21 protein-coding genes and 1 pseudogene are annotated in these 25,947 nt (G+C 72.0%); 13 read left to right on the forward strand and 9 right to left on the reverse strand.

All coding sequences use genetic code 11. The features are described 5' to 3' along the window. Positions 1 to 59 precede the first annotated feature (59 nt). A complete protein-coding gene (locus J7462_RS15280; RefSeq protein ID WP_219464659.1) occupies positions 60 to 935 on the forward strand; it encodes an MBL fold metallo-hydrolase in 876 nt (291 codons plus the stop codon). Positions 936 to 1,257: 322 nt separating this feature from the next. On the opposite strand, the gene mdh is transcribed toward J7462_RS15280, so the two are convergent. Both mdh and J7462_RS15290 read right to left on the reverse strand, forming a co-directional pair. Beyond that, complete coding sequence (gene mdh / locus J7462_RS15285; protein WP_219464661.1) at positions 1,258 to 2,208, reverse strand: malate dehydrogenase; 951 nt, start codon at positions 2,206 to 2,208, stop codon at positions 1,258 to 1,260. Positions 2,209 to 2,645: 437 nt separating this feature from the next. Continuing rightward, the gene (locus J7462_RS15290) at positions 2,646 to 3,506 is read right to left on the reverse strand and encodes a bifunctional methylenetetrahydrofolate dehydrogenase/methenyltetrahydrofolate cyclohydrolase (protein WP_208567994.1); all 861 of its coding nucleotides are present in this window, start codon (positions 3,504 to 3,506) and stop codon (positions 2,646 to 2,648) included. A 415-nt stretch (positions 3,507 to 3,921) separates the two neighbouring features. Between J7462_RS15290 and J7462_RS15295 the strand changes: the two genes are divergently transcribed. The 5 genes from J7462_RS15295 to J7462_RS15315 all read left to right on the forward strand — a co-directional run bounded on the left by J7462_RS15295 (position 3,922) and on the right by J7462_RS15315 (position 9,822). Next, entirely contained in the window at positions 3,922 to 5,526 is a 1,605-nt protein-coding gene (locus J7462_RS15295) for an ABC transporter substrate-binding protein (RefSeq protein WP_219464662.1), read from the forward strand. A 214-nt stretch (positions 5,527 to 5,740) separates the two neighbouring features. Next, on the forward strand, positions 5,741 to 6,679 hold the full coding sequence (locus J7462_RS15300; protein ID WP_208567992.1) for an ABC transporter permease: 939 nt from the start codon (positions 5,741 to 5,743) through the stop codon (positions 6,677 to 6,679). Between the two features lie 18 nt (positions 6,680 to 6,697). After that, positions 6,698 to 7,654 carry an ABC transporter permease gene (locus J7462_RS15305; RefSeq protein ID WP_219464665.1) on the forward strand — a complete coding sequence of 319 codons (957 nt, stop codon included), beginning with the start codon at positions 6,698 to 6,700 and terminating at the stop codon, positions 7,652 to 7,654. 109 nt (positions 7,655 to 7,763) lie between these two features. After that, on the forward strand, positions 7,764 to 8,801 hold the full coding sequence (locus J7462_RS15310) for an ABC transporter ATP-binding protein (protein WP_219464667.1): 1,038 nt from the start codon (positions 7,764 to 7,766) through the stop codon (positions 8,799 to 8,801). Further along, complete coding sequence (locus tag J7462_RS15315; RefSeq protein WP_208567989.1) at positions 8,785 to 9,822, forward strand: ABC transporter ATP-binding protein; 1,038 nt, start codon at positions 8,785 to 8,787, stop codon at positions 9,820 to 9,822. The genes J7462_RS15310 and J7462_RS15315 overlap by 17 nt, the downstream gene beginning before the upstream one ends. A gap of 123 nt (positions 9,823 to 9,945) precedes the next feature. On the opposite strand, the gene purH is transcribed toward J7462_RS15315, so the two are convergent. Next, the gene (gene purH, locus J7462_RS15320) at positions 9,946 to 11,517 is read right to left on the reverse strand and encodes a bifunctional phosphoribosylaminoimidazolecarboxamide formyltransferase/IMP cyclohydrolase (RefSeq protein ID WP_219464668.1); all 1,572 of its coding nucleotides are present in this window, start codon (positions 11,515 to 11,517) and stop codon (positions 9,946 to 9,948) included. Then, the gene (gene purN / locus J7462_RS15325) at positions 11,514 to 12,134 is read right to left on the reverse strand and encodes a phosphoribosylglycinamide formyltransferase (protein WP_219464669.1); all 621 of its coding nucleotides are present in this window, start codon (positions 12,132 to 12,134) and stop codon (positions 11,514 to 11,516) included. The genes purH and purN overlap by 4 nt, the downstream gene beginning before the upstream one ends. Before the next feature lie 186 nt (positions 12,135 to 12,320). Here purN and J7462_RS15330 point away from each other — a divergent pair, with 186 nt between their 5' ends. Together J7462_RS15330 and J7462_RS15335 are read left to right on the forward strand one after the other, a co-directional pair. Further along, entirely contained in the window at positions 12,321 to 12,617 is a 297-nt protein-coding gene (locus J7462_RS15330) for a CD225/dispanin family protein (protein ID WP_208567986.1), read from the forward strand. Positions 12,618 to 12,643: 26 nt separating this feature from the next. Beyond that, on the forward strand, positions 12,644 to 13,261 hold the full coding sequence (locus J7462_RS15335) for a DUF4190 domain-containing protein (RefSeq protein WP_219464670.1): 618 nt from the start codon (positions 12,644 to 12,646) through the stop codon (positions 13,259 to 13,261). Between the two features lie 427 nt (positions 13,262 to 13,688). On the opposite strand, the pseudogene J7462_RS15340 reads toward J7462_RS15335, so the two are convergent. After that, positions 13,689 to 14,963, reverse strand: a pseudogene (locus tag J7462_RS15340) (DUF6350 family protein); the annotation flags it as partial. A 156-nt stretch (positions 14,964 to 15,119) separates the two neighbouring features. Between J7462_RS15340 and J7462_RS15345 the strand changes: the two are divergent. Beyond that, positions 15,120 to 15,377, forward strand: a complete 258-nt coding sequence (locus J7462_RS15345) for a hypothetical protein (RefSeq protein ID WP_208567984.1) — start codon at positions 15,120 to 15,122, stop codon at positions 15,375 to 15,377. Between the two features lie 69 nt (positions 15,378 to 15,446). On the opposite strand, the gene sucD is transcribed toward J7462_RS15345, so the two are convergent. The 3 genes from sucD to J7462_RS15360 form a co-directional block, all read right to left on the reverse strand. Then, on the reverse strand, positions 15,447 to 16,334 hold the full coding sequence (sucD, locus tag J7462_RS15350; protein ID WP_208567983.1) for a succinate--CoA ligase subunit alpha: 888 nt from the start codon (positions 16,332 to 16,334) through the stop codon (positions 15,447 to 15,449). 2 nt (positions 16,335 to 16,336) lie between these two features. After that, a complete protein-coding gene (gene sucC, locus J7462_RS15355) occupies positions 16,337 to 17,515 on the reverse strand; it encodes an ADP-forming succinate--CoA ligase subunit beta (RefSeq protein WP_219464672.1) in 1,179 nt (392 codons plus the stop codon). Between the two features lie 568 nt (positions 17,516 to 18,083). Then, a complete protein-coding gene (locus J7462_RS15360) occupies positions 18,084 to 18,488 on the reverse strand; it encodes a cobalamin B12-binding domain-containing protein (protein ID WP_208567981.1) in 405 nt (134 codons plus the stop codon). Between the two features lie 385 nt (positions 18,489 to 18,873). Between J7462_RS15360 and J7462_RS15365 the strand changes: the two genes are divergently transcribed. Both J7462_RS15365 and J7462_RS15370 read left to right on the forward strand, forming a co-directional pair. Then, entirely contained in the window at positions 18,874 to 19,590 is a 717-nt protein-coding gene (locus J7462_RS15365; RefSeq protein WP_208567980.1) for a M23 family metallopeptidase, read from the forward strand. Between the two features lie 342 nt (positions 19,591 to 19,932). After that, positions 19,933 to 20,697: a M23 family metallopeptidase gene (locus tag J7462_RS15370; protein ID WP_219470367.1), complete on the forward strand. Its 765-nt coding sequence runs from the start codon at positions 19,933 to 19,935 to the stop codon at positions 20,695 to 20,697. A gap of 58 nt (positions 20,698 to 20,755) precedes the next feature. On the opposite strand, the gene pcrA is transcribed toward J7462_RS15370, so the two are convergent. Beyond that, positions 20,756 to 23,158, reverse strand: coding sequence for a DNA helicase PcrA (pcrA, locus tag J7462_RS15375; RefSeq protein ID WP_219464673.1), 2,403 nt, complete (start codon positions 23,156 to 23,158; stop codon positions 20,756 to 20,758). 247 nt (positions 23,159 to 23,405) lie between these two features. Here pcrA and J7462_RS15380 point away from each other — a divergent pair, with 247 nt between their 5' ends. Continuing rightward, entirely contained in the window at positions 23,406 to 25,256 is a 1,851-nt protein-coding gene (locus tag J7462_RS15380) for a bifunctional UDP-sugar hydrolase/5'-nucleotidase (RefSeq protein ID WP_219464674.1), read from the forward strand. Between the two features lie 298 nt (positions 25,257 to 25,554). Further along, positions 25,555 to 25,923, forward strand: coding sequence for a chorismate mutase (locus tag J7462_RS15385; RefSeq protein WP_208567977.1), 369 nt, complete (start codon positions 25,555 to 25,557; stop codon positions 25,921 to 25,923). The last annotated feature ends 24 nt before the right edge of the window (positions 25,924 to 25,947 follow it).

Genomic DNA, 25,947 nt, shown 5'->3' on the forward strand with positions numbered 1-25,947 from the left:
CGGCCCCGGACGGCCAAAATCACCGCGTGGGCCGGGGCGGACCCTGGCACCATCACCGGATGCCACTGAGCCGCACCCTCGGGTCTATCACGGTCACCGCCCTCACCGACGGCGAGGGACCGTTCTTCCAGCCCCGGACGCAGGCATTCCCCGCAGCCACCGCCGCACACTGGCGCGAGGCGGACCGGCGCGAACCCGGTTCGGTCACCGACGACGGCGACTGGTGGCTGCCGTTCCGCGCCTTCGCGCTGCGCGTCGGGGACGGGCCGGTGACCCTGGTCGACGCCGGCATCGGGCCGGCCGACTCGCCCGCCGCGAGCTGGGCACCGGTCCCCGGTCGGCTGCCGGCCGAACTGGCCGTCGCCGGCATCGACCCGGCCGACGTACACACCGTGATCCTCACCCACCTGCACAGCGACCACATCGGCTGGGCGGTGACCGGCACCCCGGGCCGGCCCTACTTCCACAACGCGACCTACCTGCTCCAGCGGGCCGAGCTGGCCGCCGTGGAGAGCATCAACCCGGGACTGCCGGCCGGTCTGATCGCGCCGTTGCGCGCCGCCGGCCAGCTCCGCGTGGTCGACGGCGACACCACCCTCACCCCCGGGGTACGCCTGCTACCCACCCCCGGGCACACCCCCGGCCACCAGTGCGTGCTGGTCGACACCGGCGACGACCGGATCCTGTTCACCGGCGACCTGCTGGTGCACGTGGTGCAGCTGATCGACCCGGAGCTGGCCTACGCCCACGAGGCGGACCCGACCACCGCCCGAGACTCCCGCACCACCCTGCTCGACCAGCTCGCCACCACCTCCACCCCCACCCTCCTAGCCACCCCCACCTCACCGCCCCTTCACCCCCACCCGCCCACCCTCGCCCCACCCCGTCCCACCTCGCCCCGTCCCACCTCGCCCCGTCCCACCTCGCCCCGGTGATCAAGAGGTTTCGGTCATGCCAGGGCGATTTCCTGACCCAAACCTCTTGATCACCACCGGAGCCGGGCACCTGCCAGCGGTGATCAAGAGGTTTGGGTCACGTCAGGGCGGTTTCCTGACCGAAACCTCTTGATCACCCGCCGCGAGCCCTGACCCAATGCAGTGATCAAGAGGTTTGGGTCAACTCAGGCCGGCTGGTTGACGCAAACCTCTTGATCACCGGGGCAGGGACGGCGGGACGGGCGGGACGGGGTGGGGTGGGGACGGCGCAGGGGCGGGACGGCGGAAGCCGTCCCGCCCCTGCGGCGGATGGTTCAGCGGATCACATGCTGGCCACGTCGGCCTGCTTGGCGCGGACGGCCTCGGCGGCCTCCTTGAGGCTGGCCAGCTCGTCGGCGTCCAGGTCGGTCTCGACGACCCGCTTCACGCCCTCCGCGCCGATCTCGGCCTCGACGCCCAGGTAGACCCCGGAGATGCCGTACTCGCCGTCGACCCAGGCGCAGACCGGCATGACCGCGCCGGAGTCCTCGGCCACGGCCCGTGCCATCCGGGCGGCGGCGGCGGACGGGGCGTAGTACGCCGAACCGGTCTTGAGCAGCGCGACGACCTCGGCGCCACCGTTGCGGGTCTTGACGACCAGCTCCTCGATCTGCTCGGCGGGCATCGCGTCGCGCAGCGGCTTGCCGTTGACGGTGCTCTGCGACGGCACCGGGACCATGGTGTCGCCGTGCGAGCCGAGGGTCAGCGTCTTGACCGACTTCACCGGTACGTCGAGGGCCTCGGCGACGAAGTTGGTGAACCGGGCGCTGTCGAGCATGCCGGCCTGGCCGAGCACCCGGTTCTTGGGGAACTGGGTGGCGAGCTGGGCGAGCGCGGTCATCTCGTCGAGCGGGTTGGACACCACGATCACGACGGCGTTCGGGGCGTACTTGGCGACGTTCTCGGCGACCTGCCGCACGATCTTGGCGTTGGTCTCCAGCAGGTCCATCCGGCTCATGCCCGGCTTACGGGGCAGACCTGCGGTGATCACCACGACGTCCGAGCCCTCGATGGCCTCGTAGCCCTCGCCGTTGGGGCCGGTGGTGGCACCGACGACCTTGGTCTCGAAGCCCTCGATCGCGCGGGACTGGTTGAGGTCCAGCGCGAGACCCGCCGGCTTGCCCTCCACGATGTCGGTGATCACGACGGTGTCGAAGACGTCGTACTCGGCCAGGCGCTGTGCGGTGGTGGAGCCGTAGAACCCGGCCCCGACGACAGTGACCTTCTTACCCATGGTCGTCCCACTCCCCTGCTACCAGTCGGTTTTCCCGACCGTAACAGTCAACGTGGCACCGTTCGGGCCAGGGGCGGCGACCATCCCCGGGATGGGGCCAACGTCACCACCGCCCGGTTCCCGGTGGGGTACGCGGTGGGCGGCGGCACCTGCGGCGGAGCATCCCGGTAGCGCAGGCGTGCGCCACCGCCGCGCAGGGCAGACCACCCGCCCAGCAGGGAACACCCGCCGCCGCGCTGGGGAGTCAACCGCCCAGCGGGACAGCCGGCCACCCAGCAGATGAGGTCAGCCGGCAGCGGGGAGTCAACAACCAAGCGGGACAGCCGGCCACCCGGCAGGGGAGGTCAGCCGGCACGGGAGGTCAGCCGTCAGCGGGGGAGCCGCCGGACGGCAGCGGAGGTCAGCCGGCAGCGGGGGAACCCGGGCGGCAGGGGAGGTCAGCCGCGTTCGGCGCGTTCGACGACGTTGGTGAGCAGCATGGCCCGGGTCATCGGCCCGACGCCGCCCGGCATCGGCGCGAGCCGGGCGGCGACCTGGGCCACCTCCGGGTCCACGTCGCCGGTGTAGCGGCCCTTGCCGTCGTCGCCGATCACCCGGGTGATGCCGACGTCGACCACCGTGGTGCCCGGGGTGACCATGTCGGCGGTGAGCAGGCCGGGCACCCCGGCGGCGACGATGACGATGTCGGCGGCGCGGGTGTGGGCGGCGAGGTCGAGGGTGCCGGTGTGGCACAGGGTGACGGTCGCGTTCTCGCTGCGCCGGTTGAGCAGCAGGCCGAGCGGCCGCCCGACGGTGTTGCCCCGGCCGACCAGGGCGACGTTGGCACCGCGCAGCGGCACGTCGTACCGGCGGAGCAGCTCGACGATGCCGCGCGGGGTGCAGGGCAGTGGGCCGTCGTAGCCGAGCACCAGCCGGCCCAGGTTCACCGGGTGCAGGCCGTCGGCGTCCTTGTCGGGGTCGATCAGCTCCAGGGCCCGCTGGGTGTCGAGGTGCGCCGGCAGCGGCAGCTGGACGATGTAGCCGTGGCAGCCCGGGTCGGCGTTCAGCTCGGTGAGCACGTCGTCGAGCTGCTGCTGGGTGGCGTCGGCGGGCAGCTCCCGGCGGATCGAGGCGATGCCCACCTCGGCGCAGTCGCGGTGCTTGCCGTTGACGTACGCCTCCGAGCCGGGGTCCGCGCCGACCAGGACGGTGCCCAGGCCGGGGGTGACCCCTCGCTCGGCCAACGCCTTGACCCGTACCCGCAGCTCGTCCTTGATCTTGGCTGCGGTCGCCTTGCCGTCCAGGATGATCGCCGTCACGACCAGATCGTCTCACGGCCGGCGGACGGCGAGCCGGCGACGGGGCGGCCGTCACTTTGAGTTACGTGCCATTGGTCACTTTGTGTCACCTTAGTGTGGCAGGCCACGACGTCGTGGCGGACGGAAGACCCCACACCGACTGCGGGCCGGACAGGCGACGCATACCCCCCACGGCGACCGATCGGCCCTCCGTGGGCATCCGACACCCCCTCCACGCCCATAGTGAGCAGCAAAAATCGCTTCTCCCCGATACCAGGCGAGCAGAACAACCACAAGGGCACTGCCGGTGGTCCGTTATCCGTTCGCAACGCTTCCGTTGTCGTCGGGCCGATCCCGACCTACCGTTGCCGGACGTTGCGCAGAGTCACCCAGCGCCGGGTCCGGCTGCGCTACGTAATGAGATGAGGAGACCCCCATGCGTGTGCGCAGGCTTGCTGCCTGGACCGCTCTCCCGCTCGCGGTGACCCTGGGCCTGGCGGCCTGCGGCTCGGGCGGCGGCAGCGGAACCGGTCAGTCCGACCCCAACGCGGCCGTGCGGATCGAGATCGCCGAGCCGCAGCACCTGGTGCCGACCAACACCAACGAGACCAGCGGTTCGCAGGTGCTCGCCGCCCTGTTCAGCCCGCTGGTCGACTACGACGAGGCCAACAAGCCCTACGAGGTGGCGGCCGAGTCGGTCACCTCGTCGGACAACAAGGTCTGGACGGTCAAGCTCAAGGACGGCTACACCTTCCACAACGGCGAGAAGGTCACCGCCGACAACTACCTCGACGCCTGGAACTACGGCGCGTACGCCCCCAACGGGCAGAACTCCAGCTACTTCTTCGAGAAGATCGCCGGGTACGCCGACCTGCAGGGCGACAAGCCGGCTGCCGAGCGGCTGTCCGGGCTGAAGAAGGTCGACGACCTGACCTTCACCGTCACGCTGACCGAGCCGTACAGCGAGTTCAAGACGATGCTCGGGTACACCGCCTTCTATCCGCTGCCGAAGGCCGCCTTCTCGGGGCCCGGCACGCTGAAGGAGGGCTACGAGCAGGCCCCGATCGGGCAGGGCCCGTTCCGGATGAAGGGCTCCTGGCAGCACGACGCCAAGGTCGAGGTGGAGCGCTACGACGCCTTCCCCGGCGAGCAGCCGAAGGTGGGCGGGGTCGAGTTCCGGATCTACCAGCAGCCCACCGCCGCGTACGCGGACGTGCTGTCGGACAACCTCGACGTGATCAAGACGATCCCGACCGAGAACCTGTCGACCGCCGCGACCGACCTGGGCGACCGGTTCCAGCAGAGCCCGGCGTCGTCGTTGCAGGTGCTGGCCTTCCCGACCTTCCAGAAGGAGTTCAGCAAGCCCGAGGTGCGCAAGGCCATCTCGATGGCGATCGACCGGGACGAGATCACCAAGTCGATCTTCAAGGACTCGCAGCAGCCGGCCCGCTCGTTCGTCTCGCCGGTGGTCGCGGGTTACCGGGAGAACACCATCGGCGCGGCCGGCGAGTTCGACCCGGCCAAGGCGAAGTCGGCGTACGAGGCCGCCGGTGGCCCGAAGAAGATCGAGCTGTCGTACAACGGCGACGGTGGGCACAAGGACTGGATCGACGCGACCTGCAACCAGCTCAAGGCCAACCTGGGTGTGGAGTGCGTCGGCACCGCCGAGCCCAAGTTCGCCGACCTGCTGACCAAGGTCAAGGCGAAGCAGCCGGTGGGCCTGTTCCGGATGGGCTGGGTGATGGACTACCCGTCGATGGAGAACTACCTCGGCCCGCTGTACAGCACGAACGGTTCGTCGAACTACTACGGCTACAGCAACCCGGAGTTCGACAAGCTGCTCGTCGAGGGCGCCAAGGCCCCGAACGAGGAGGCCGCGATCGCGAAGTACCAGGCGGCGGAGGACCTGCTGGCCAAGGACCTGCCGGTGATCCCGCTGCGCTACGGCCAGAACAACTTCGGCCACTCGACCAAGGTGAAGAACGTCCAGATGGACCTCTTCGACCGGATCGACCTGCTGAAGATCGAGGCGGTCAGCTAGTCCGGGCGGCGCGAACGGCCGCCAGCAGGTGAAGGGGCGGCGTCGGCGAACGGCCGCCGGCAGATGAAGGCGCGGCGGCGGCGAACGGCCGACCGGCACGTGCAGGGCGCGTCGGCGGCAACGGGGCCGTCGACGGGAGCAACGGGTCGGGTCATCGGTGGACGGTGGCCCGACCCGCCTCCGTCTCCGCCCCTTATCAGCAAGACTGCACAGTATGTTCCGCTTCGTTCTGCGGCGTCTGCTCCAGATGGTCCTCGCCTTCTTCGGGACCACGCTGATCGTGTACGCCCTGATGTTCGCCGGCCAGGGCGACCCGATCCAGGCGCTGGCCGGCGAACGGCCGGTCACCCCGGCCCAGCGGGCGTACCTCACGGAGAAGTTCCACCTCGACCGGACCGGGATCGGCGGCTTCTTCTACCGCTACCTCGACTACCTCAAGAACCTGCTCCAGGGTGACCTCGGCCAGTCGCTGACCGGCCGATCGATCGGGGACATCCTCGCCGCCGCCTGGCCGGTCACCGTCAAGCTGGCCGTGATCGCGATGGCCGTGACGATCCTGTTCGGGGTCACCGCCGGGGTGCTCGCCGGCATCCGCCGGGCCAGCCTCTTCGACAACGCCACGCTGGTGCTGACCCTGCTGGTGCTGGGCATCCCCACCATCGTGCTGGCCCCGCTCGCGCAGTACCTGCTCGGCGTCCGCTGGCCGATCTTCCCCCCGACCGCCGGCGCCGACCCCGACCTGTGGGCCCTGCTGCTGCCCGGCATCGTGCTCGGCTCCCTGTCGCTGGCCACCGCGCTTCGGCTGACCCGGACCTCGGTCGCCGAGAACCTGCGCGCCGACTACGTCCGCACCGCCCGGTCGAAGGGGCTGGTCCGGCGGCGGATCATCGGGGTGCACGTACTGCGTAACTCGCTCATCCCCGTGATCACCTTCCTCGGCGTCGAGCTGGGCAACCTGATGAGCGGCGCGATCATCACCGAGGGCGTGTTCAACATCCCGGGGGTGGGCTTCAACCTGTTCCGGGGCATCCGCACCGAGGACGGCCCGCTGGTGGTGGGCATCGTCAGCGTGCTCGTCGTCGTCTACCTGGTCGCCAACCTGGTGGTGGACGTCCTGTACGCCGTACTCGATCCGAGGATCCGCTATGAGTGAGCGCGACGAGGTACGGGCATGAGCGACTTCGAGACGGTGGCGGCGACGGAGGACCAGGCCGCCCGCCGGGGGGTCTCCGGTGAGCCCGGCACCCCCGACAGGGTCGGCGTACCGCAGATACCCCGCAGCCTGGCCGGGGACGCCTGGCGTGAGCTGCGCCGCAAGCCGGTCTTCTGGATCAGTCTGGTGCTGGTCGTGCTGGTCGCCGCGATGGCCGCCGTGCCGTCGCTGTTCACCGCCAACGACCCGCGCGACTGCGTGCTGTCCCGCCAGCACGCCGGGGCGTCCGGCGGGGCCATCTTCGGGTACGACTTCCAGGGCTGCGACACGTACGCCCGGGCGGTCTACGGGGCCCGCGCCTCGCTGCTTGTCGGCGCGCTCTCCGCTCTGCTCACCGGGGTCGTCGCGCTGGTGGTCGGGATGGTGGCCGGCTACTTCGGCCGCTGGGTCGACGCGGTGCTCTCCCGGGTGATCGACATCGTGCTCGGCATCCCGCTGCTGCTCGCCGCGATCGTGCTGCTCAAGCGGGTCAGCACCAGCAGCGACACGGTCCGGCTGTTCGCGGTGATCTTCGTGTTGGCGGTGCTCGGCTGGACCACCGCCGCCCGGGTGGTCCGCTCCTCGGTGATCACCGCCAAGGAGCAGGACTACGTCGCCGCCGCCCGGATGCTCGGCGCGGGCGACGGCCGGATCATGTGGCGGCACATCCTGCCCAATGCGCTCGCCCCGGCGATCGTGGTGCTGACCATCGCGCTCGGTTCGTTCATCGCCGCCGAGGCGACCCTGAGCTTCCTGGGCATCGGACTGAAGGCGCCCACCATCTCCTGGGGCATCGAGATCGACGCCGGCCGGGTGCACATGCGCGAGTCGGCGACCCCGCTGGTCGTCCCGTCCGCCTTCCTCGCGCTGACCGTGCTGGCCTTCATCATGCTGGGCGACGCGATCCGCGACGCCTTCGACCCGAAGCTGCGGTGAGCACCGTGCCGGCCACAGCGCCCCCACCCCCCACGCCCGCAACGGGCCCGGCACCCACGCCCCGCACGCCCGCAGCGGGTCCCGCAGTCGCGAGCGAGAGGCAGATCCGGTGACCGAGTCCACGGTCCGGCCCACGCCGGCCTCACCCACCCCGCCCGGCGGTCACCTGCTGGAGGTACGGGACCTGCACGTCGAGTTCCGCACCGGCGAGGGGGTGGCCAAGGTGATCAACGGGGTCTCCTACCACCTGGACCCGGGCGAGACGCTGGCCGTGCTCGGTGAGTCCGGCTCCGGCAAGTCGGTCACCGCCCAGGCGGTCATGGGCATCCTGGACACCCCACCGGCGGCGATCCGTTCCGGTCAGATCCGCTACCGGGGCCGCGATCTGCTCACCCTGCCCGAGGAGCAACGCCGGCAGGTACGCGGCAAGGAGATCGCGATGATCTTCCAGGACGCCCTGTCGGCGTTGAACCCGGTCTTCCCGGTCGGCTGGCAGATCGGCGAGACGCTGCGACACCGGGACGGGATGTCCCGCGCCGACGCCCGACGGCGGACCGTCGAACTGATGGACCTGGTGCGCATCCCGGGGGCGGCCGGACGGCTCGGCGACCACCCGCACCAGTTCTCCGGCGGGATGCGGCAACGCGTCATGATCGCCATGGCGCTGGCCCTGGACCCGAAGGTGCTGATCGCCGACGAACCGACCACCGCCCTCGACGTCACCGTGCAGGCCCAGATCATGGACCTACTGGCCGACCTGCGGCGCGACCTCGACATGGCGATGATCCTGATCACCCACGACCTGGGGGTGGTGGCCGGCGTCGCGGACCGGATCGCCGTCATGTACGCCGGCCGGATCGTCGAGCACGCCGACGTCCACGCGTTGTACCGGGCACCGGCCCACCCGTACACCAAGGGGTTGCTGGCCTCGATTCCCCGGCTGGACGTGCGCGGCCGGGAGTTGGCCACGATCCGGGGACTGCCACCGAACCTGATGCGGATCCCCACCGGCTGCCCGTTCCACCCCCGATGCCCGTACGTGCGGCAGGTCTGCGTGGACGTGGTGCCGGACGACCTGGTCCTCGCTGACGGCCGGACCAGCGCGTGCCACTTCGCGCAGGAGGTCCACGATGACCGCGCCCGCTAGCCCGGCCAAGGTCCGGGGCGAGACCATCCTCGCCGTCGACGACCTGGTCAAACACTTCCCGATCACCCGGGGCGTGCTCTTCCAACGGCAGGTCGGCGCGGTCCGGGCGGTCGACGGGGTCAGCTTCGTGCTGCGTCGGGGCGAGACGCTCGGCATCGTCGGCGAATCCGGCTGCGGCAAGTCGACCCTCGCCCGGCTGCTGATGCGGCTGGAGACGCCGACCTCCGGCCGGGCCACCCTGGAGGGCCGCGACCTGCTCTCCGCCTCCGGGGGCGAACTGCGCCGGCTGCGGCGCAACATGCAGATGGTGATGCAGGACCCGTACACCTCGCTGAACCCCCGGATGACGGTGGGCGACATCATCGGCGAGCCGTTCGACATCCACCCCGACGCCGCACCCAAGGGCAGCAAACGCGGCCGGGTGCAGGAGTTGCTGGACCTGGTCGGGCTGAACCCCGAGCACGTCAACCGGTACCCGCACCAGTTCTCCGGCGGTCAGCGGCAACGCATCGGCATCGCCCGGGCGCTCGCCCTGCGCCCCGAGGTGATCGTCTGCGACGAGCCGGTCTCCGCCCTGGACGTCTCGATCCAGGCCCAGGTCATCAACCTGTTGGGGCAACTCCAGGACGAGCTGGGCCTGTCGTACGTCTTCATCGCGCACGACCTGTCGGTGGTCCGGCACATCTGCGACCGGGTGGCGGTGATGTACCTGGGCCGGATCGTCGAGATCGGCACCGAGGAGGAGATCTACGAACGGGCCACCCACCCGTACACCCAGGCGCTGCTGTCCGCGGTGCCGGTGCCCGACCCGGCCGCCCGCGACGCCACCGGCATCATCCGGCTGACCGGCGACGTGCCCAGCCCGGCCGACCCGCCGTCCGGCTGCCACTTCCGCACCCGCTGCTGGAAAGCCGAGGACATCTGCGCCCGGGAAGACCCGCCGACCGTCCCCCGGCCCGCCGACCCCCACCCCAGCGCCTGCCACTTCGCCGCCCTACGCGACCCGCCGGGCGGGGCCTGACCACCGGTCACCGCGCCGTGTGGACACCTACGGCCGAGCACACACCGGGTGCCGCTCGGCCGTAGGTGATCACGCAGGCGGTGCGCCGGGCCGGCCGGTGGCGGCCCGCCCGGCCGGGGTGGATCAGTGGAAGAAGTGCCGGGTGGCGGTGAGGTACATGGTGACGCCGGCCTGCTGGCAGGCGGCGATGGTGTCCTCGTCGCGGATCGACCCGCCGGGCTGGACGATCGCCTTCACCCCGGCGTCGATCAGGATCTGCGCGCCGTCGGCGAACGGGAAGAAGGCGTCCGAGGCGGCGACGGACCCCCGGGCTCGCTCCGCACCGGCCCGGCTGACCGCCAGCCGGGCCGAGTCGACCCGGTTGACCTGACCCATCCCCACCCCGACCGACGCGCCGTCGCGGGCCAGCAGGATCGCGTTGCTCTTCACCGCGCGGACCGCCCGCCAGGCCAGCACCAGGTCCCGCAGGGTCGCCTCGTCGGCGGCCTCGCCGGTGGCCAGCTTCCAGTTGGCCGGGTCGTCGCCCTCGGCGTCGATCCGGTCCCGCTGCTGCACGAGGACACCGCCGGTGACCTGCCGCCACTCAGCCGGCAGCGGGGCGAAGGCCGGGGCGCGCAGCAGCCGGATGTTCTTCTTGCCCTGGAGGATCTCCACCGCGCCGGGCTCGAACTCCGGTGCCACCAGCACCTCGGTGAAGATCTCCGCGACCTGCCCGGCCAGCTCCACCGAGACCGGTCGGTTGACGGCGATCACCCCGCCGAACGCGGAGACCGGGTCGCAGGCGTGGGCCTTGCGGTGCGCCTCGGCGACGTCCGCGCCGACGGCGATGCCGCACGGGTTGGCGTGCTTGATGACCGCCACCGCCGGCTGGTCGGGGAAGTCGTTCGCGGCCCGCCAGGCGGCGTCCGCGTCGACGTAGTTGTTGTAGGACATCTCCTTGCCGTGCAACTGCTCGGCCTGGGCCAGCCCCGGCGGGCTGCCCGGGTCGGCGTAGACGGCGGCACCCTGGTGCGGGTTCTCGCCGTAGCGCAGCGTCGCCTGCCGGCGCAGGGCCAGCCCGGCGAAGTGCGGCCAGCCGTCCTCGGCGGGGGCGGCGGTGCCGGCGAACCAGTCGGCGACCGCGACGTCGTACTCGGCGATGTCGGCGAACGCGCGGGCGGCCAGCGCCCGCCGCTGGGCCAGCGTGAAACCGCCCTCGGCCAGCGCGGCGACCAGCGCCGGGTACGCGGCCGGGTCGGTCACCACGGCGACCGAGGCGTGGTTCTTGGCGGCGGCCCGGACCATCGCCGGCCCACCGATGTCGATCTGCTCGACGCACTCGTCCGCCGACGCGCCGGAGGCGACGGTTTCCTGGAACGGGTAGAGGTTGGAGACCAGGACGTCGATGCCGGCGATGCCGTGCTCGTCGAGCTGCGCGCCGTGCGAGTCCTTGCGCAGGTCGGCCAGGAGACCGCCGTGGATCTTGGGGTGCAGGGTCTTGACCCGGCCGTCGAGGATCTCGGGGAAGCCGGTCACCTGCTCGACCGGGGTCACCGGCACGCCCGCGCCGGAGATCGTCGAGGCGGTGGAACCGGTCGAGACGATCTCCACCCCGGCCCCGTGCAACGCGCGGGCCAGCTCGACCAGACCACTCTTGTCGTAGACGCTGACCAGTGCCCGCCTGATCGGGCGGCGGGAGTCCTGCGGGGCACTCACGGAACGGTGACCTTTCTTCCGGTGATCGTCCAACCTGCACGAACCAGGCGACCGACCTGCTCGACGAGCTGGCGGCGCTCGGCTTGCTTGATGCGCTCGGTGAGCGTCTCCTCGTCGTCGTCGTCGAGGACCGGCACCGCGACCTGCGCGACGATCGGGCCGGTGTCCATCCCGGCGTCGACGAAGAAGAGGGTGGCCCCGGTGACCTTGACGCCGTAGGCGAGCGCGTCCCGGGGGCCGTGGATGCCGGGGAACGCCGGCAGCAGCGTGTTGTGCGTGTTGAGATAGCGGTCGCCGAAGGCCGCCAGGAACTGCGGCCCGACCAGCTTCAGGAAACCGGCGGAGATGACCAGGTCGGGCTGGTGCTCGGCGACGTGCGCGGTGAGGGCCTTGTCCCAGTCGGCGCGGGTGGGGTGGTCCTTCACCCGGTCGACGAAGGTCGGCACCCCGGCGGCGGCGGCGCGGTCCAGCCCGACGATGCCGTCCCGGTCGGCGCCGACGGCCACCACCCGGGCCCCGTAGCCGGGGTCGGCGGCGGCGTCCAGCAGCGCCTGGAGGTTGCTGCCGGAGCCGGAGACGAGGACGACGAGGCGGGCGACGGGCGCGGGCTCGGTCACACGGGCCACCCTAGCGGGCAGGTCGGCCCGCCCATCCTGCGGGCGGCGACGTTTCGGGTGATCACGCGTGTCGCCCGGACACGGTACGCTGCCGGTCGCCCGGTGGCCGGGCCGCGCCCGCCACCGCACCCCATAGCCAATGATCAGGTACGGACGCCGTACCGACGTGAACGAGGAGTACCACAGATGCAGCCCGGCTACCCCAACCCGCAGCAGCCGATCAACAACAACATGACCCCGTCGATCGTGGCCATCTTCTTCTTCTGGCCGCTGGCGATCCCCGCCATCATCAACGCATCCAAGGTCAACCCGGCCCTGCAGCAGGGCGACTACGCGGGTGCCGAGGCCGCCGCCCGCGAGTCCAAGAAGTGGTCGAAGCTGGCCTTCATCATCGGTGGTGTGTGGCTCGTCATCGTGCTGCTGTGCTGCATCTTCGGTGGTGTGATGGGTGCGATCGACGGCAGCAGCACCAGCAGCTACTGACGGCCCACGACTGAGGAGCAGCCGAGATGCAGCCCGGAAACCCCGGCCACGACCCGTACGGCCAGCAGCCCCCGCACGATCCGTACGGGCAGCAGCCCGTCTCGGGCCAGCCGCAGGACCCGTACGCCGCGCCGCAGGCACCGTACGGGCAGCAACCGGCGGCACCGTACGGCGAGCAGCCTCCGCAGTACGGGCAGCCTCCGCAGTACGGGCAGCCCCCGCACGACCCGTACGGCCCCCAGCCCACCTCGGGCCAGCCGTACGAGCAGCCCTTCCAGCCGGACCCGTACGGCCAGCCCGTCCACAAGGACCCCTACGGGCAGCAGCCGTACGCCGCGGCGGCCTCCTATCCGGGGGCCGGCTATCCAGCGCCGCAGGGGCAGCAGAACACCCTCGGCCTGGTGTCGCTGATCCTCGGCATCGCGTCGCTTCCGCTGCTCTGCTGCCTCTTCCTGGGCATCCCGCTCGGCATCGGCGCGGTGATCACCGGTTGGCTGGGGATGCAGAAGGCCAACCAGGGTCTGGCCAGCAACGCCGGTCAGGCCAAGGCCGGCCTGATCTGCGGCGCGATCGCGGTCGGGCTCGGCATCCTGCTGCTGCTGCTCAACCTCATCGGCAGCTTCACGCTGCCCACCTCGCCCTGACCGGGCGCGACATCGAGGGGCGTCCCGGCACCGTCCGGGGCGCCCCTCGCCGTAAACCGGCAGCACCGCGAGACCGCCGGGCCGGCACGGGACCGGCCAGGCCAGACCGCCGGGCCGGCAAGAGACGGCCAGGCCGGCAGCACCGCGAGGCCGGCGGGCCGGCACGAGACGGCGAGGTCGACCCGGCCAGGCCGGCCGGACCGCGCAGCCGGCAGCAGGGTGCGCGGCGCGGTGCAGCCGGCAGGACCGCGCAGCCGGCAGGAGCGGATGCTCAGTCGACGACCGGGCGGGGCGGCCGGTCGGCGGCTGATCGGGGGCGGTCCCGGCCCGTACGCGACCGGTCCTCGACCGGGCCCGGCCGGTCCGCAGCCGGCCGGGGGCGGGTGACGGGCGACCGCGGCCGGGCGGGTGGGCGGGCCGACGACGGACGGTCGAGCACCTTGGCGGCGGCGGCCCCGAGCAGCGCGCCGACCGCGACCACGGCGGTGGCCACTGCCGCCACCTGCCACGGCACCGGGCCGATCTCGGCCAGCCGGCCGCCGCCGAGCGATCCGCCGGAGGCCACCGCGGCGAGCCCGACGACCAGGCCGACCACCGGCCCGGCGAGCGCCGCCGGGCCGAGCAGCGCCGGCCAGTCCGGCCCGGCCCGGTCGTCGGGGTCCGGGCGGAGCAGCCGGCGGCCGAGCAGCCAACCCGCCGTCATGCCGGCCAGCACCGGCACCGCCAGCAGCGCCGCACCGAGCCCGTCGACCGGGCCGCTGGGCAGGCCGGCGAGCAGCGGTACGGCCGGCAGCGACCCGACGGACACTTCGCTGAGGCGGATCGCCGTGCCGGTGCCGACGGCGAACCCGGGGCCGAGCAGGTAGGCGGTGGACCAGACGGTGGCGTTCGGTGCGTAGGCCAGGCTGACCAGGGTGATGCCGGCCTGCCCGGCCACCCCGGTCCGGTAGGCCCCGATCAGGTCGGCGGCGTCTCCCCCGCCGGTCGCCACCGCCAGGCCGGCCGCCACGGCACCCGCCCCGAGCAGCAGCAGAGCGGCGACCAGGCCGGTGCGGACACCGTCGCGCAGCACCGCCGGCGCACGCTCGGCCAGCAGGCCGGCGACCCCGGTGGTGCGTGCCGCCCCGACCAGGGCCGCCACCGTGCCGAAGAGCAGCAGGGTCAGCCCGGACCGGACCGGGGAGACCCGCAGGCCGGTGCTGTCGACCAGCAGCGCGGCCAGGACGCCGAACAGGGCGTACCCGATGCCGACCGCGACGGCGACGGTGGCCGCCTGCCGGGGGGACCGGCCGCCGCGCGCGCCGACCGCCCGGCTGGCGTGCACCCCGGCCCGGCTCAGCCGCCAGCACGCGAACACCGAGAGCGCCAGCGGGACGAGGCCGATCGGGCCGGCGGTGGTCCCCAGCGGCACCCCGTGGCCGAGCAGCCAACCGGCGAGACCGGCCCGCAGCGCACCGACCACCGAGCCGGCGTCCTCGGTGAACTGGGCCAGCCCGAGCACCACCGCCACCGGCAGATAGGAGGTGACGGCGGCACCGGCGGCGGCCACCCCGGCGGCGACCGGTAACGGCGCCCGGGAGCGTCCGGGCTGCTCCGGCCGACGGGGGGCGGGCACCCGGGCACCACCGGCACGGCCCGGCGGCCGGCCGCCGGCACGGGCACCGCTGGGACGGCGGGGCTGATCAGGGGTGATCGAGGACATCGGGTCTACTCTGGCACGCCGCGCCGGTGGTGGCTGCCCGCCGGGGCCGCCCGGCTCCGGCGAGTTCCGTGATCCACCGCCATGGGCCCCCGATCCGGTCTAGCCTCGGCGCAGGGACGCGACCGAAGTCGCGGCACCGATCGCCCGGAGGAAGCCGTGAATGCTCCGTACCCACCGCCACCGGCTGCGGCCGGGCGGGACCGCACCACGCTCTGGGGGGTGCTCGGCATCGTCCTCGGCCTGATCTGCTGCGGCATCCTGGGCATCGTCTTCGGTTACCTGTCGATCCGCGACGCCAAGCGGTACGGCCAGTCGCCGCTGCTCGGTTACCTGGCCATCGCGTTCGGCGTGATCAACATCATCGGCACCGCGATCTGGCGGGCCAGCGGGAACTACCCGCTCTGGAACAACTGAAGGGGCCGACCGTCTCCGGTCGCCCCCTTCAGCTGTGCGTCGCTCGTTCGGGCTGGTGCAGCCCACGGCTCAGCGGCCGGACATCAGCTCCCGCATCAGCTTGGCGGTCTCGGTCGGGGTCTTGCCGACCTTGACCCCGACCGCCTCCAGCGCCTGCTGCTTGGCCTCGGCGGTGCCCGCCGAGCCGGAGATGATCGCGCCGGCGTGCCCCATGGTCTTGCCGGGGGGCGCGGTGAAGCCGGCGATGTAGCCGACCACCGGCTTGGTGACGTTGTCCTTGATGAAGTCGGCGGCCCGCTCCTCGGCGTCGCCGCCGATCTCGCCGATCATGACGATCGCGTCGGTCTCCGGGTCGGCCTCGAACGCGGCGAGCGCGTCGATGTGGGTGGTCCCGATGATCGGGTCGCCACCGATGCCGACGCAGGTGGAGAAGCCGATGTCGCGCAGCTCGTACATCATCTGGTAGGTCAGCGTGCCGCTCTTGCTGACCAGGCCGATCCGGCCGGAGCCGGTGATGTCGGCCGGGATGATGCCGGCGTTGGACGCGCCGGGCGAGGCGATGCCGGGGCAGTTCGGCCCGATGATCCGGGTCTGCTCCCCCTTGGCCACATTGTACGCCCAGAACGAGGCGGTGTCGTGCACCGGCACGCCCTCGGTGATCACCACGGCGAGCGGGATCTGCGCGTCGATCGCCTCGACCACCGCGCCCTTGGTGAACTGCGGCGGTACGAAGATCACCGTGACGTCCGCCCCGGTCTCCCGCATCGCGTCCGCGACGGAGGCGAAGACCGGCAGCTCGGTGCCGTCGAAGTCGACGGTGGTGCCGGCCTTGCGCGGGTTGACCCCGCCGACGACGTTGGTGCCGGCGGCGAGCATCCGCCGGGTGTGCTTGGAACCCTCGGAACCGGTCATCCCCTGCACGATGACCTTCGACTCCTTGGTCAGCCAGATCGCCATCGTCAGACCCCCGCAGCTGCCAGCTCGGCGGCCCGCTCGGCCGCGCCGTCCATGGTGTCGACCCGCTGCACGAGCGGGTTGCCGGCGCCGTCGAGGATCGCCCGACCGGCCTCCGCGTTGTTGCCGTCGAGCCGGACGACGAGCGGCTTGGTGACCTTCTCGCCGCGTTCCTCCAGCAGGGCCAGCGCCTGGATGATGCCGTTGGCGACCTCGTCGCAGGCGGTGATGCCGCCGAAGACGTTGACGAAGACGCTGCGAACCGACGGGTCGGACAGCACGATCTCCAGACCGTTGGCCATCACCGCGGCGCTCGCGCCGCCGCCGATGTCGAGGAAGTTGGCCGGCTTGACGTTGCCGTGCCGCTCGCCCGCGTAGGCCACCACGTCGAGGGTGGACATGACCAGACCCGCGCCGTTGCCGATGATGCCGACCTCGCCGTCGAGCTTGACGTAGTTGAGGTCCTTCTCCTTGGCGGCCTGCTCCAGCGGGTCCACCGCGGCCTGGTCGACCAGCGCCTCGTGGTCCGGGTGCCGGAAACCGGCGTTCTCGTCCAGCGTGATCTTGGCGTCGAGCAGCAGCATCGTGCCGTCGCCCGTCTTGGCCAGCGGGTTCACCTCGACCAGGGTGGCGTCCTCGGCGACGAACGCCTTCCACAGCCCGACCGCGACCGCGACGACCTGGTCGGCGACCTCGGCCGGGAACCCGGCCGCGGCGACGATCTCCCGGGCCTTTGCCTCGTCCACGCCCTCGACCGCGTCGATCGGGGCCTTGACCACCTTGTCGGGGGTCTCGGCCGCGACCTGCTCGATGTCCATACCGCCGGCCACGCTGGCGATGCAGAGGAAGGTGCGGTTCGCCCGGTCGAGCAGGTAGGAGAAGTAGTACTCCTCGGCCACGTCCGCGGTCACGGTGATCATGACCTTGTGGACGGTGTGACCCTTGATGTCCATGCCGAGGATGTCGGTGGCCCTGGCCACCGTCTCGTCGGTGCCCTCGGCCAGCTTGACGCCGCCGGCCTTGCCACGGCCACCGACCTTCACCTGCGCCTTGACGACCACCCGACCGCCGAGGCGTTCGGCGATCGCGCGGGCCTCCTCCGGGGTCGTGGCGACGCCGCCGGCGAGCACGGGCAAGCCGTGCCGCTCGAACAGGTCCCGCCCCTGGTACTCGTACAGGTCCACGATTGCGCGTCCCGTCCCGTCTCCGCGGCGCGCCGTCGCGCCGCCGCCAGCGTTGTGAAACTCCGTTGACGCCTGTCATCAGTTGAAACAGGCCATTGGCCGCAGCCTAGCGAGGTGGGCACCGGCGGCAACCGAGCGGGTGCGCGGTGTGCGGTAATGCACAGCGCGCCGCTGGCGACTCGCCGGTGACACAAATTGGTCCACAGGTTGTCCCAAGCAACGCGTAACCCCACCGTACGGGCGTCGTTGAGTCTGATGTCGGAGCGCTGGTCAGCGCGAAGACGGGAGCGGCCGATGCCCTGTCGGTCGAGGGGTGGCGGCGGGGCATCGTGCATAGAAGGGCCGGGCGTGTGAGGGGTGCGTCCGGCCCTTCACCCTGCCCGGATTCGGATGCCTCCCGATCCGTCGCCCCGGCCGGGCCACACCGCCCCCGGGATCACACCGCCGCCCGGGTCACACCACCGCGGGGAGCACACCGCCGCCGGGGTCACGGCACGACGAAAACGGCGGCGACCGGAAACCGGCACACCACCGTCGGCGTACGAAGGGGTGCGGCGCACCCGGGTGGTCAGCCCACCGGCTGGGCCACGTTGGCCCGGACCCACTCCACGATCGACTGGGTGGTCGCACCCGGCGTGAAGATCTTCTTGACGCCCAGCTCCACCAGCTCGGGGAGATCGGCGTCGGGGATGATGCCGCCGCCGAAGACGACGATGTCCCGCGCGTCCCGCTCGGCGAGCAGCTCCAGCACCCGGCGGAAGAGCGTCATGTGCGCACCGGAGAGCACCGAGAGGCCGACCGCGTCGGCGTCCTCCTGGATGGCGGTCTCGACGATCTGCTCCGGGGTCTGGTGCAGGCCGGTGTAGATGACCTCCATGCCCGCGTCACGCAGCGCACGCGCCACCACCTTCGCGCCCCGGTCGTGGCCGTCGAGGCCCGGCTTCGCGACGACTACCCGGATACGAGAGTTCATCAGCGCACACCCTTCACGGCTCCGCGGCTACCAGCTGAACGAACGGTAACCCGACCGACCCGGGGTGGAGAACCCGGGCCGGACCCCTACCGTGCCGACCGGCGACCCGGAAGCCGGACGCCTCCGCCGAACGGTCACGGTGCGCGACGAACGGGCAGGAAGAGGGACAGCCGTCCGGCGTCTGGAGCTATGACAATGAGGGACGGAAAGGGACAGAAGGAATCGCCGCTTCGGTGCCTACGCTTGTGACCGGAGCGGTGGAGGGCTAACGTGTCCACGGTTGTCATCAGGTCCACGGACGGGTGATGACGCGATCTACGACCGTTCGATCAGCTGCACCGAACGGTCGGAGATTGCATCGGATCCCCGACAACGGAGGGTGTGCGTGCGCCAGCGCCTGTCGTCTGAGCCCGATAGATATCGCGGCCGCCGCCGTGTACCAACCCCCCCACGGAGCCGCTACGCGGCGGTCGTCACCACCGCGTTCGTCGGTGCCGGGATCGTCGCGCTCGGCGCGGGGGCGATGCCGGACGCCAAGAGCGTCAGCCCGTCGGTCCTCGACGAGCTCCGGCAGGCCTCGATCACCAGCCAGGACGCCGCCGCGCGGGCCGACGCCGCCGACCGGGCCACCCGCGACAACGCCCGGGACACCGCGGCGGGCGTCGACGAGCAGGACCCGTGGCTGCTGCCCATGCAGGGCTACGACTTCAACTCCCCGTACGGCATGCGGTGGGGCAAGCTGCACACCGGCATCGACCTGGTCGCGCCGGAGGGCACCCCGTACGTGGCCATCCACTCCGGCACGGTCACCAAGGCCGGCTGGTTCGGCGGTTACGGCTACGCGGTGATCGTCCAGCACGCCGACGGCAGCGAGGCCATCTACGGTCACTCCTCCGCGGTGAGCGTGCACGAGGGCCAGCAGGTCAAGGCGGGCGACCAGCTCGGCCTGGTCGGCAACACCGGCCACTCGTACGGCGCACACCTGCACCTGGAGGTCCACGTCAAGGGCCAGCCCCTCGACCCGGTGCCGTGGCTCCAGGAGCGCGGAGTGGACATCAAGCTACAGGTCGAGGCGTACTACACCGAGAAAGCCGCCTCCTGACCCTGCGTGACGCCTGTTGACCGCCCGGATCTACGGATCCGGGCGGTTTCGCGTGCGGGTAAGTCTGCTGCGTCACACACCGCGATGTGACCGACGGCACTGGCGACCCGGCCCGGTCAACGGGGCAGACGACACCCCGGCGGGACATAGCCGGGCAGCCCTCCGGGGCGGTCGGGGCTACCCGCCGGTACCGGTTCCCGTCCCGGCGCGCTCCGACACCCAGGATGGTCCGGTCCGAATCCCCTGAGTGTGTGAAGGTCCGCCGTGCAGGAAGACAACGACAGCACCACCGGCAACGCCGACAGCACCACCCGCAGTGCCAGCACCACCCGCAACGCGCGGATCTCCGCCGCCGTGATCCGGCACCGGCGGCGTCACCCACGCGGCGCGCGCGCCCTCGCCGTCGGCCTGGTCGCCCTGGTCGGCCTCGGCCTGGCCGGGGCCGCCACGGCCGCCCTCGACCGGGACGACGCCCCCGAGCCGGCCACCGTCGCGCTCGACGCACAGGCCCGTGCCGAGGCCGCCGACCGTGCCGACCGGTCCACCCGGGAGTCGACCGCCCCGGCCAGCCCCAGCGCCGTGCCGATCCCCACCAGCGCCAGTCCCACCCCGACGGCCGCCCCGACGCGGAAGCCGAAGACCAAGCCGAAGGTCACCGCGAAGCCGAAGGCCGTCGCCAAGAAGACCACCGCTCCCAAGCCGAAGCCGTCCTGGGTGATCCCCATGGCGGGGGCCGGGATCACCTCCTGCTACGGGCAGCGCGGGGGCGCCCTGCACGCCGGAATCGACTTCGCCATGCCGGCCGGTACCCCGATCCACGCCGCTGCGGCCGGCACCGTGGTCAAGGCCGGCGACGTCGGCGACGGCTACGGCATCTCGGTCTTCGTCGACCACGGCAACGGCTACCTGACCCACTACGCCCACCAGAGCAGCGTGAAGGTCGGCGTCGGCGACCGGGTCGGCGTCGGCGAGGTGCTCGGCTACGAGGGCTCCACCGGCGACTCCACCGGCCCCCACCTGCACTTCGAGGTGCACCAGGGGCAGATGTGGAACCAGATCGACCCGGCGCCGTTCCTGCGCGCCCGGGGCATCGACGTGGCCTGCTGAGCCGTACCGGCGAAGGGTCCGGCCCGGCAACGCGCCGGACCGGGCCCTTCGGCGTCGGTCAGAGCTTGTCGAGCGGGGCGTGGCGCAGCACCAGCCACATGGTCTGGTCGCCGAAGTCGATCTGCGCGCGGGCGCTCGGCCCGTGCCCTTCGACCGCGAGCACCCGCCCCAGGCCGTAGCGCTGGTGGTTGACCCGGTCGCCGGCAGACACCTTCGGCCCCTGCGGCAGCTCGCTGGCGGTGGCCAGCCGACTGGCGTCGACCCCGAGCCGTTTCGCCAGCTCCGTCGCCCTCGGCGTGCCCCCGGTGAAGCCGCCACGCCCGCCGGGCACGCGGTCCGCACGCCCCCCGACGCCGCCGCCCCCACCGGCCCACGAGGTGTACGTCCCCTCGGTGCGCTCCCAGCGGACCAGCTCCGGCGGCAGCTCCTCCAGGAAGCGCGACGGCGGGTTGTACGACGGCTGCCCCCAGGCCGAACGGGTGACCGCCCGGGACAGGTAGAGCCGCTGCCGGGCCCGGGTGATCCCCACGTACGCCAGCCGCCGCTCCTCCTCCAACTCCCGGGTGTCGCCCAGCGAGCGCAGGTGGGGGAAGACGCCGTCCTCCAGGCCGGTCAGGAACACCACCGGGAACTCCAGGCCCTTGGCGGTGTGCAGGGTCATCAGGGTGACGACCCCCTGGTGGTCGGGGTCGTCGGACGGGATCTGGTCGGCGTCGGCGACCAGCGCCACCTGCTCCAGGAAACCGGCCAGGGTGGCCCGCTCACCGTCCTCGCCCAGCGCCTCGATCCGCTCGGTGTACTCCCGGGCGACGCTGACCAGTTCCTGGAGGTTGTCGACCCGGCCGGCGTCCTGCGGGTCGACGCTCTCCTCCAGCTCGGTCAGGTAGCCCGACCGGGTCAGCAGCGCCTCCAGCACCTCCTCCGGGGTGCCCTCCTCGGCCAGCTCGCGGGCACCGTCGAGCAGCGCGACGAACTCGGCGATGGAGTTGGCGGCCCGGGTGGAGATGCCCGGTGCCTCCCGGGCCCGGCGCAGCGCCGCGCCGAAGGAGATCCGGTCCCGGCTGGAGAGCGCCTCGACGCACGCCTCGGCCCGGTCGCCGATGCCCCGACGTGGGGTGTTCAGCACCCGGCGGAGGCTGACCGTGTCGTCGTCGTTGACCACCGCGCGCAGGTAGGCCAGCGCGTCGCGGACCTCCTTGCGTTCGTAGAAGCGCACCCCGCCGACCACCTTGTAGGGCAGGCCGACCCGGATGAACACCTCCTCGAAGACCCGGGACTGGGCGTTGGTGCGGTAGAAGACGGCCACGTCGCCGGGGCGGGTCTCTCCCGCGTCGACCAGCCGGTCGACCTCCCGGCCCACCCAGTCGGCCTCGGCGTGCTCGGTGTCGGCGACGTAGCCGACGATCTGCTCACCGGCCCCGGCGTCGCTCCACAGCCGCTTGGGCTTGCGGGAGGTGTTGCGGTCGATCACCGCGTTGGCCGCGTTGAGGATGGTCTGGGTGGAGCGGTAGTTCTGCTCCAGCAGGATCGTCCGGGCGTCGGTGAAGTCCCGTTCGAACTCCAGGATGTTGCGGATCGTCGCGCCCCGGAACGCGTAGATCGACTGGTCGGCGTCACCGACGACGCACAGCTCGGCCGGCGCGATCCCCTCGGTGCCGGCGACCAGCTCCTTGATCAGGGTGTACTGCGCGTGGTTGGTGTCCTGGTACTCGTCGACCAGGACGTGCCGGAACCGGCGGCGGTAGCTCTCCGCGACGTGCGGGTGCGACTGGAGCAGGTGCACCGTCGTCATGATCAGGTCGTCGAAGTCCAGCGCGTGCGCCTCCCGCAGCCGCCGCTGGTAGAGGGTGTACGCCTCGGCGAGCGCCCGCTCGTTGGGGCCCGTGGCCCGGCCGGCGAACTCCTCCGGGTCGGTCAGCTCGTTCTTCAGGTTGGACACCTGGGCGGCGAGCCCCCGGGCCGGGTAGCGCTTCGGGTCGAGATCCAGCTCCCGGGCGACCATCTGCATCAGCCGGCGGGAGTCGTCGGCGTCGTAGATGGAGAAGGTCGACTTCAGACCGGCGTGCTCGTGCTCGGCGCGCAGGATGCGCACGCAGGCGGAGTGGAACGTCGACACCCACATCAGCCGGGCGCGCGGGCCGACCAGGTGGGTCACCCGTTCCTTCATCTCACCGGCGGCCTTGTTGGTGAAGGTGATCGCGATGATCTCGCCGGGGTGGACGTCCCGCGCGGCGAGCAGGTAGGCGATCCGGTGGGTGAGCACCCGGGTCTTGCCGGAGCCGGCCCCGGCCACGATCAGCAACGGCGAGCCGGAATGGGTGACCGCATCCCGCTGGGGACCGTTCAGGCCCTCCACCAGGTCCTGCGGGTCGAGGCGGCGGGCGGGGCCGGGCCGGCGCGGCGGAACCGACGCGGGCTCGGGCGCGGGCGGGGACGCGGGGATGTCGAAGAGAGGATGCATCGCACGGCGAGTCTATGCCGTCGGCCGGACACTTCCCGCCCGCGCACGCCCGGGGCGCCCGAGCCCCGTCACCACCGCCGCGCCACGGCCACCTGCCGCCGCTGTCACGCCACGACCCGGTGACGGCGTCGGCCAGGACTGAGACGAACCTGTCACGCTGGCCCCACTGGCATCTTGGGTCCCGAGGCGCGACGATGACCCGGGAAATCCCCGCCTGCTCCCCCGTAGACGACTTGGGAGAACAACCATGAGTCAACCGCGCTCGCGCGGTCGGGCCGTGCTGCGTCACCTCGCCGCGCCGGTCCTCGCCCTGGCCGTCGTGGCCAGCCTGCCCAGCACCGGCCGCACCACCACGCCGCCGGCCGACGCCGCCCCCGGGGCCGGCCTCGCCCCGGTCGCCGTCTCGTACGCCACCGCGACGGGTGGCGAGGTCAAGGGCCAGTTCCTCAGCTACAACGACTTCCACGGCGCGATCGACCCGCCCGGCGGCAGCGGCGCGACCGTCAACGGCACCCCGGCCGGCGGGGTGGAATACCTGGCCACCTGGCTGAAGAAGCTGCGGGCCGAGGCGAAGGCCGAGGGCCGGGTCACCACCACCGTCGGCGCCGGCGACCTGATCGGGGCCACCCCGCTGGTCAGCGCCGCCTTCCACGACGAGCCCACCATCGAGCTGATGAACCAGATCGGCCTGGACGTCAGCTCGGTCGGCAACCACGAGTTCGACGAGGGCGTCAAGGAGCTGCTCCGGATCGACAAGGGCGGCTGCCACCCGGTCGACGGCTGCCAGGACGGCGACGGCTTCGCCGGCGCGAAGTTCACCTATCTCGCCGCCAACACCATCAACAAGAAGACCAAGCTGCCGATCCTGCCCCCGATCGACGTGAAGTTCGTCGGCGGCGTGCCGGTCGGCTTCGTCGGGGTCACCCTGGAGGGCACCCCGGGCATCGTCAACCCGGCCGGCATCAAGGACGTCACCTTCACCGACGAGGTGCAGACCGCCAACAAGTGGGGCGGCCTGCTCAAGCTCTTCGGTGTCAAGGCGATGGTGCTGCTGGTGCACGAGGGCGGCGCGCAGTCCGCGCCGCCGGCCACCCCGGGCGTCTCCGACTGCGCCAACTTCTCCGGCCCGATCGTCGACATCGTCAAGGGCCTGCGGCCGGAGTTCGGCGTGGTGGTCTCCGGGCACACCCACCGCTTCTACTCCTGCTCGCTGCCGAACTCCTCGGGCAAGCCGAGCGTGGTCACCAGCGCCGGCAACAACGGCCAGCTGGTCACCGACATCGACTACTCGCTGGACCGGCGGTCCGGCCGGTTCACCGGCATCACCGCGAAGAACGTGATCGTGGAGAACGGCGTGCGCAACGCCGACGGGACCTGGCAGCAGACCGGCGGGGTGTTCGCCAAGAACCCGGCCCTGGTCGACGCGGGCGCGAAGACGCTGGCCGACAAGTACCGCACGGCGGTCGCCCCGATCGCCAACCGGGTGGTCGGGAAGATCAGCGCCGACATCGTCCGGGACGTCCGGCCCAACGGGGAGAGCCCGATGGGTGACGTGATCGCCGACGCGCAGCTGGCGTACACCAAGGGCGACGGGGCGCAGCTCGCGCTGATGAACCCGGGTGGCGTTCGGGCCTCCCTGTCGTACGCGGCGTCGGCCGGTGGTGAGGCGCCGGGCGAGGTGACCTACGGCGAGGCGTTCACCGTGCAGCCGTTCAACAACCTGGTGGTCACCCAGACGTTCACCGGCGCGCAGCTCAAGGACGTGCTGGAGCAGCAGTTCGTCGGCTTCAAGGGGCAGACCACCCAGCGCATCCTCCAGCCGTCGGCCGGGCTGACCTACTCGTACGACAGCACCGCGCCGGCCGGCTCGCGGGTCAGCGCGCTGACCCTGAACGGCACCCCGGTCGACCCGGCGGCCAGCTTCCGGGTCACCACGAACGACTTCCTCGCCAACGGCGGGGACGGGTTCACCGAGCTGGCGGGTGGCGCCGGCCGGACCACGGCGCCCGGTTTCGACGTGGACGCCCTGGTGGCGTACCTGGGTGCCGGGGAGCCGGTCGCCCCCACGGCGGCGGACCGCATCACCCGGTTGGGCTGATCTGAGGGCCGGGCTTCCCGTCGGCGCGTCCGCGCGCCGGTGGGGGCCCGGCCCGATCCCGTCGGCGGGGGACACGGTCGCACCCGGTGGCCGGGGACTGCTTGCGCGGACCGGCTTCCGGTCGGCATACTCGACGACGTGATCGAGCGGCGGTTCTTCTTTTACTACGGCACCGGGAGTCCGGCAGCCGTGGGTCGCGCCTGATCGACAGGACCTACGAAAGCCCCGGGCTCGGAGAGCCCGGGGCTTTTTCGTCCCGGGATCCGAACACCGGGCCCGAGACCCGAGGGGTACGACGATGATGACTGACGTGGTGGAGTCCAGCGGTGGCCCCGCGCGGCACGACGAGCCGGCCGGGGCCGATCCCACGGAGACCGACCCGACCGGAGCCGCTGCCGCCCGTACCGGCACCGGTGACACGGCGGCGGCCGAACGGATCGTGGCGATCAGGGAACGGATCGACGAGATCGACCGGACGCTGATCGCGCTCTGGCAGGAACGGGCGGCGCTCTCCCAGGAGGTCGGGGTGACCCGGATGGCCTCCGGGGGCACCCGGCTGGTGCTCTCCCGGGAGCGCGAGATCCTGGAGCGCTTCCGCACCGAGTTGGGGGCCGACGGTACCCAACTCGCGCTGTTGCTGCTGCGGGCGGGGCGCGGCCCGCTGTAAGGGCGGACCGCCGGGCGCTGCGGA

Origin of the sequence: Micromonospora sp. RL09-050-HVF-A (assembly GCF_019374995.1) — a bacterium.
GTDB classification, from domain to species: domain Bacteria; phylum Actinomycetota; class Actinomycetes; order Mycobacteriales; family Micromonosporaceae; genus Micromonospora; species Micromonospora antibiotica.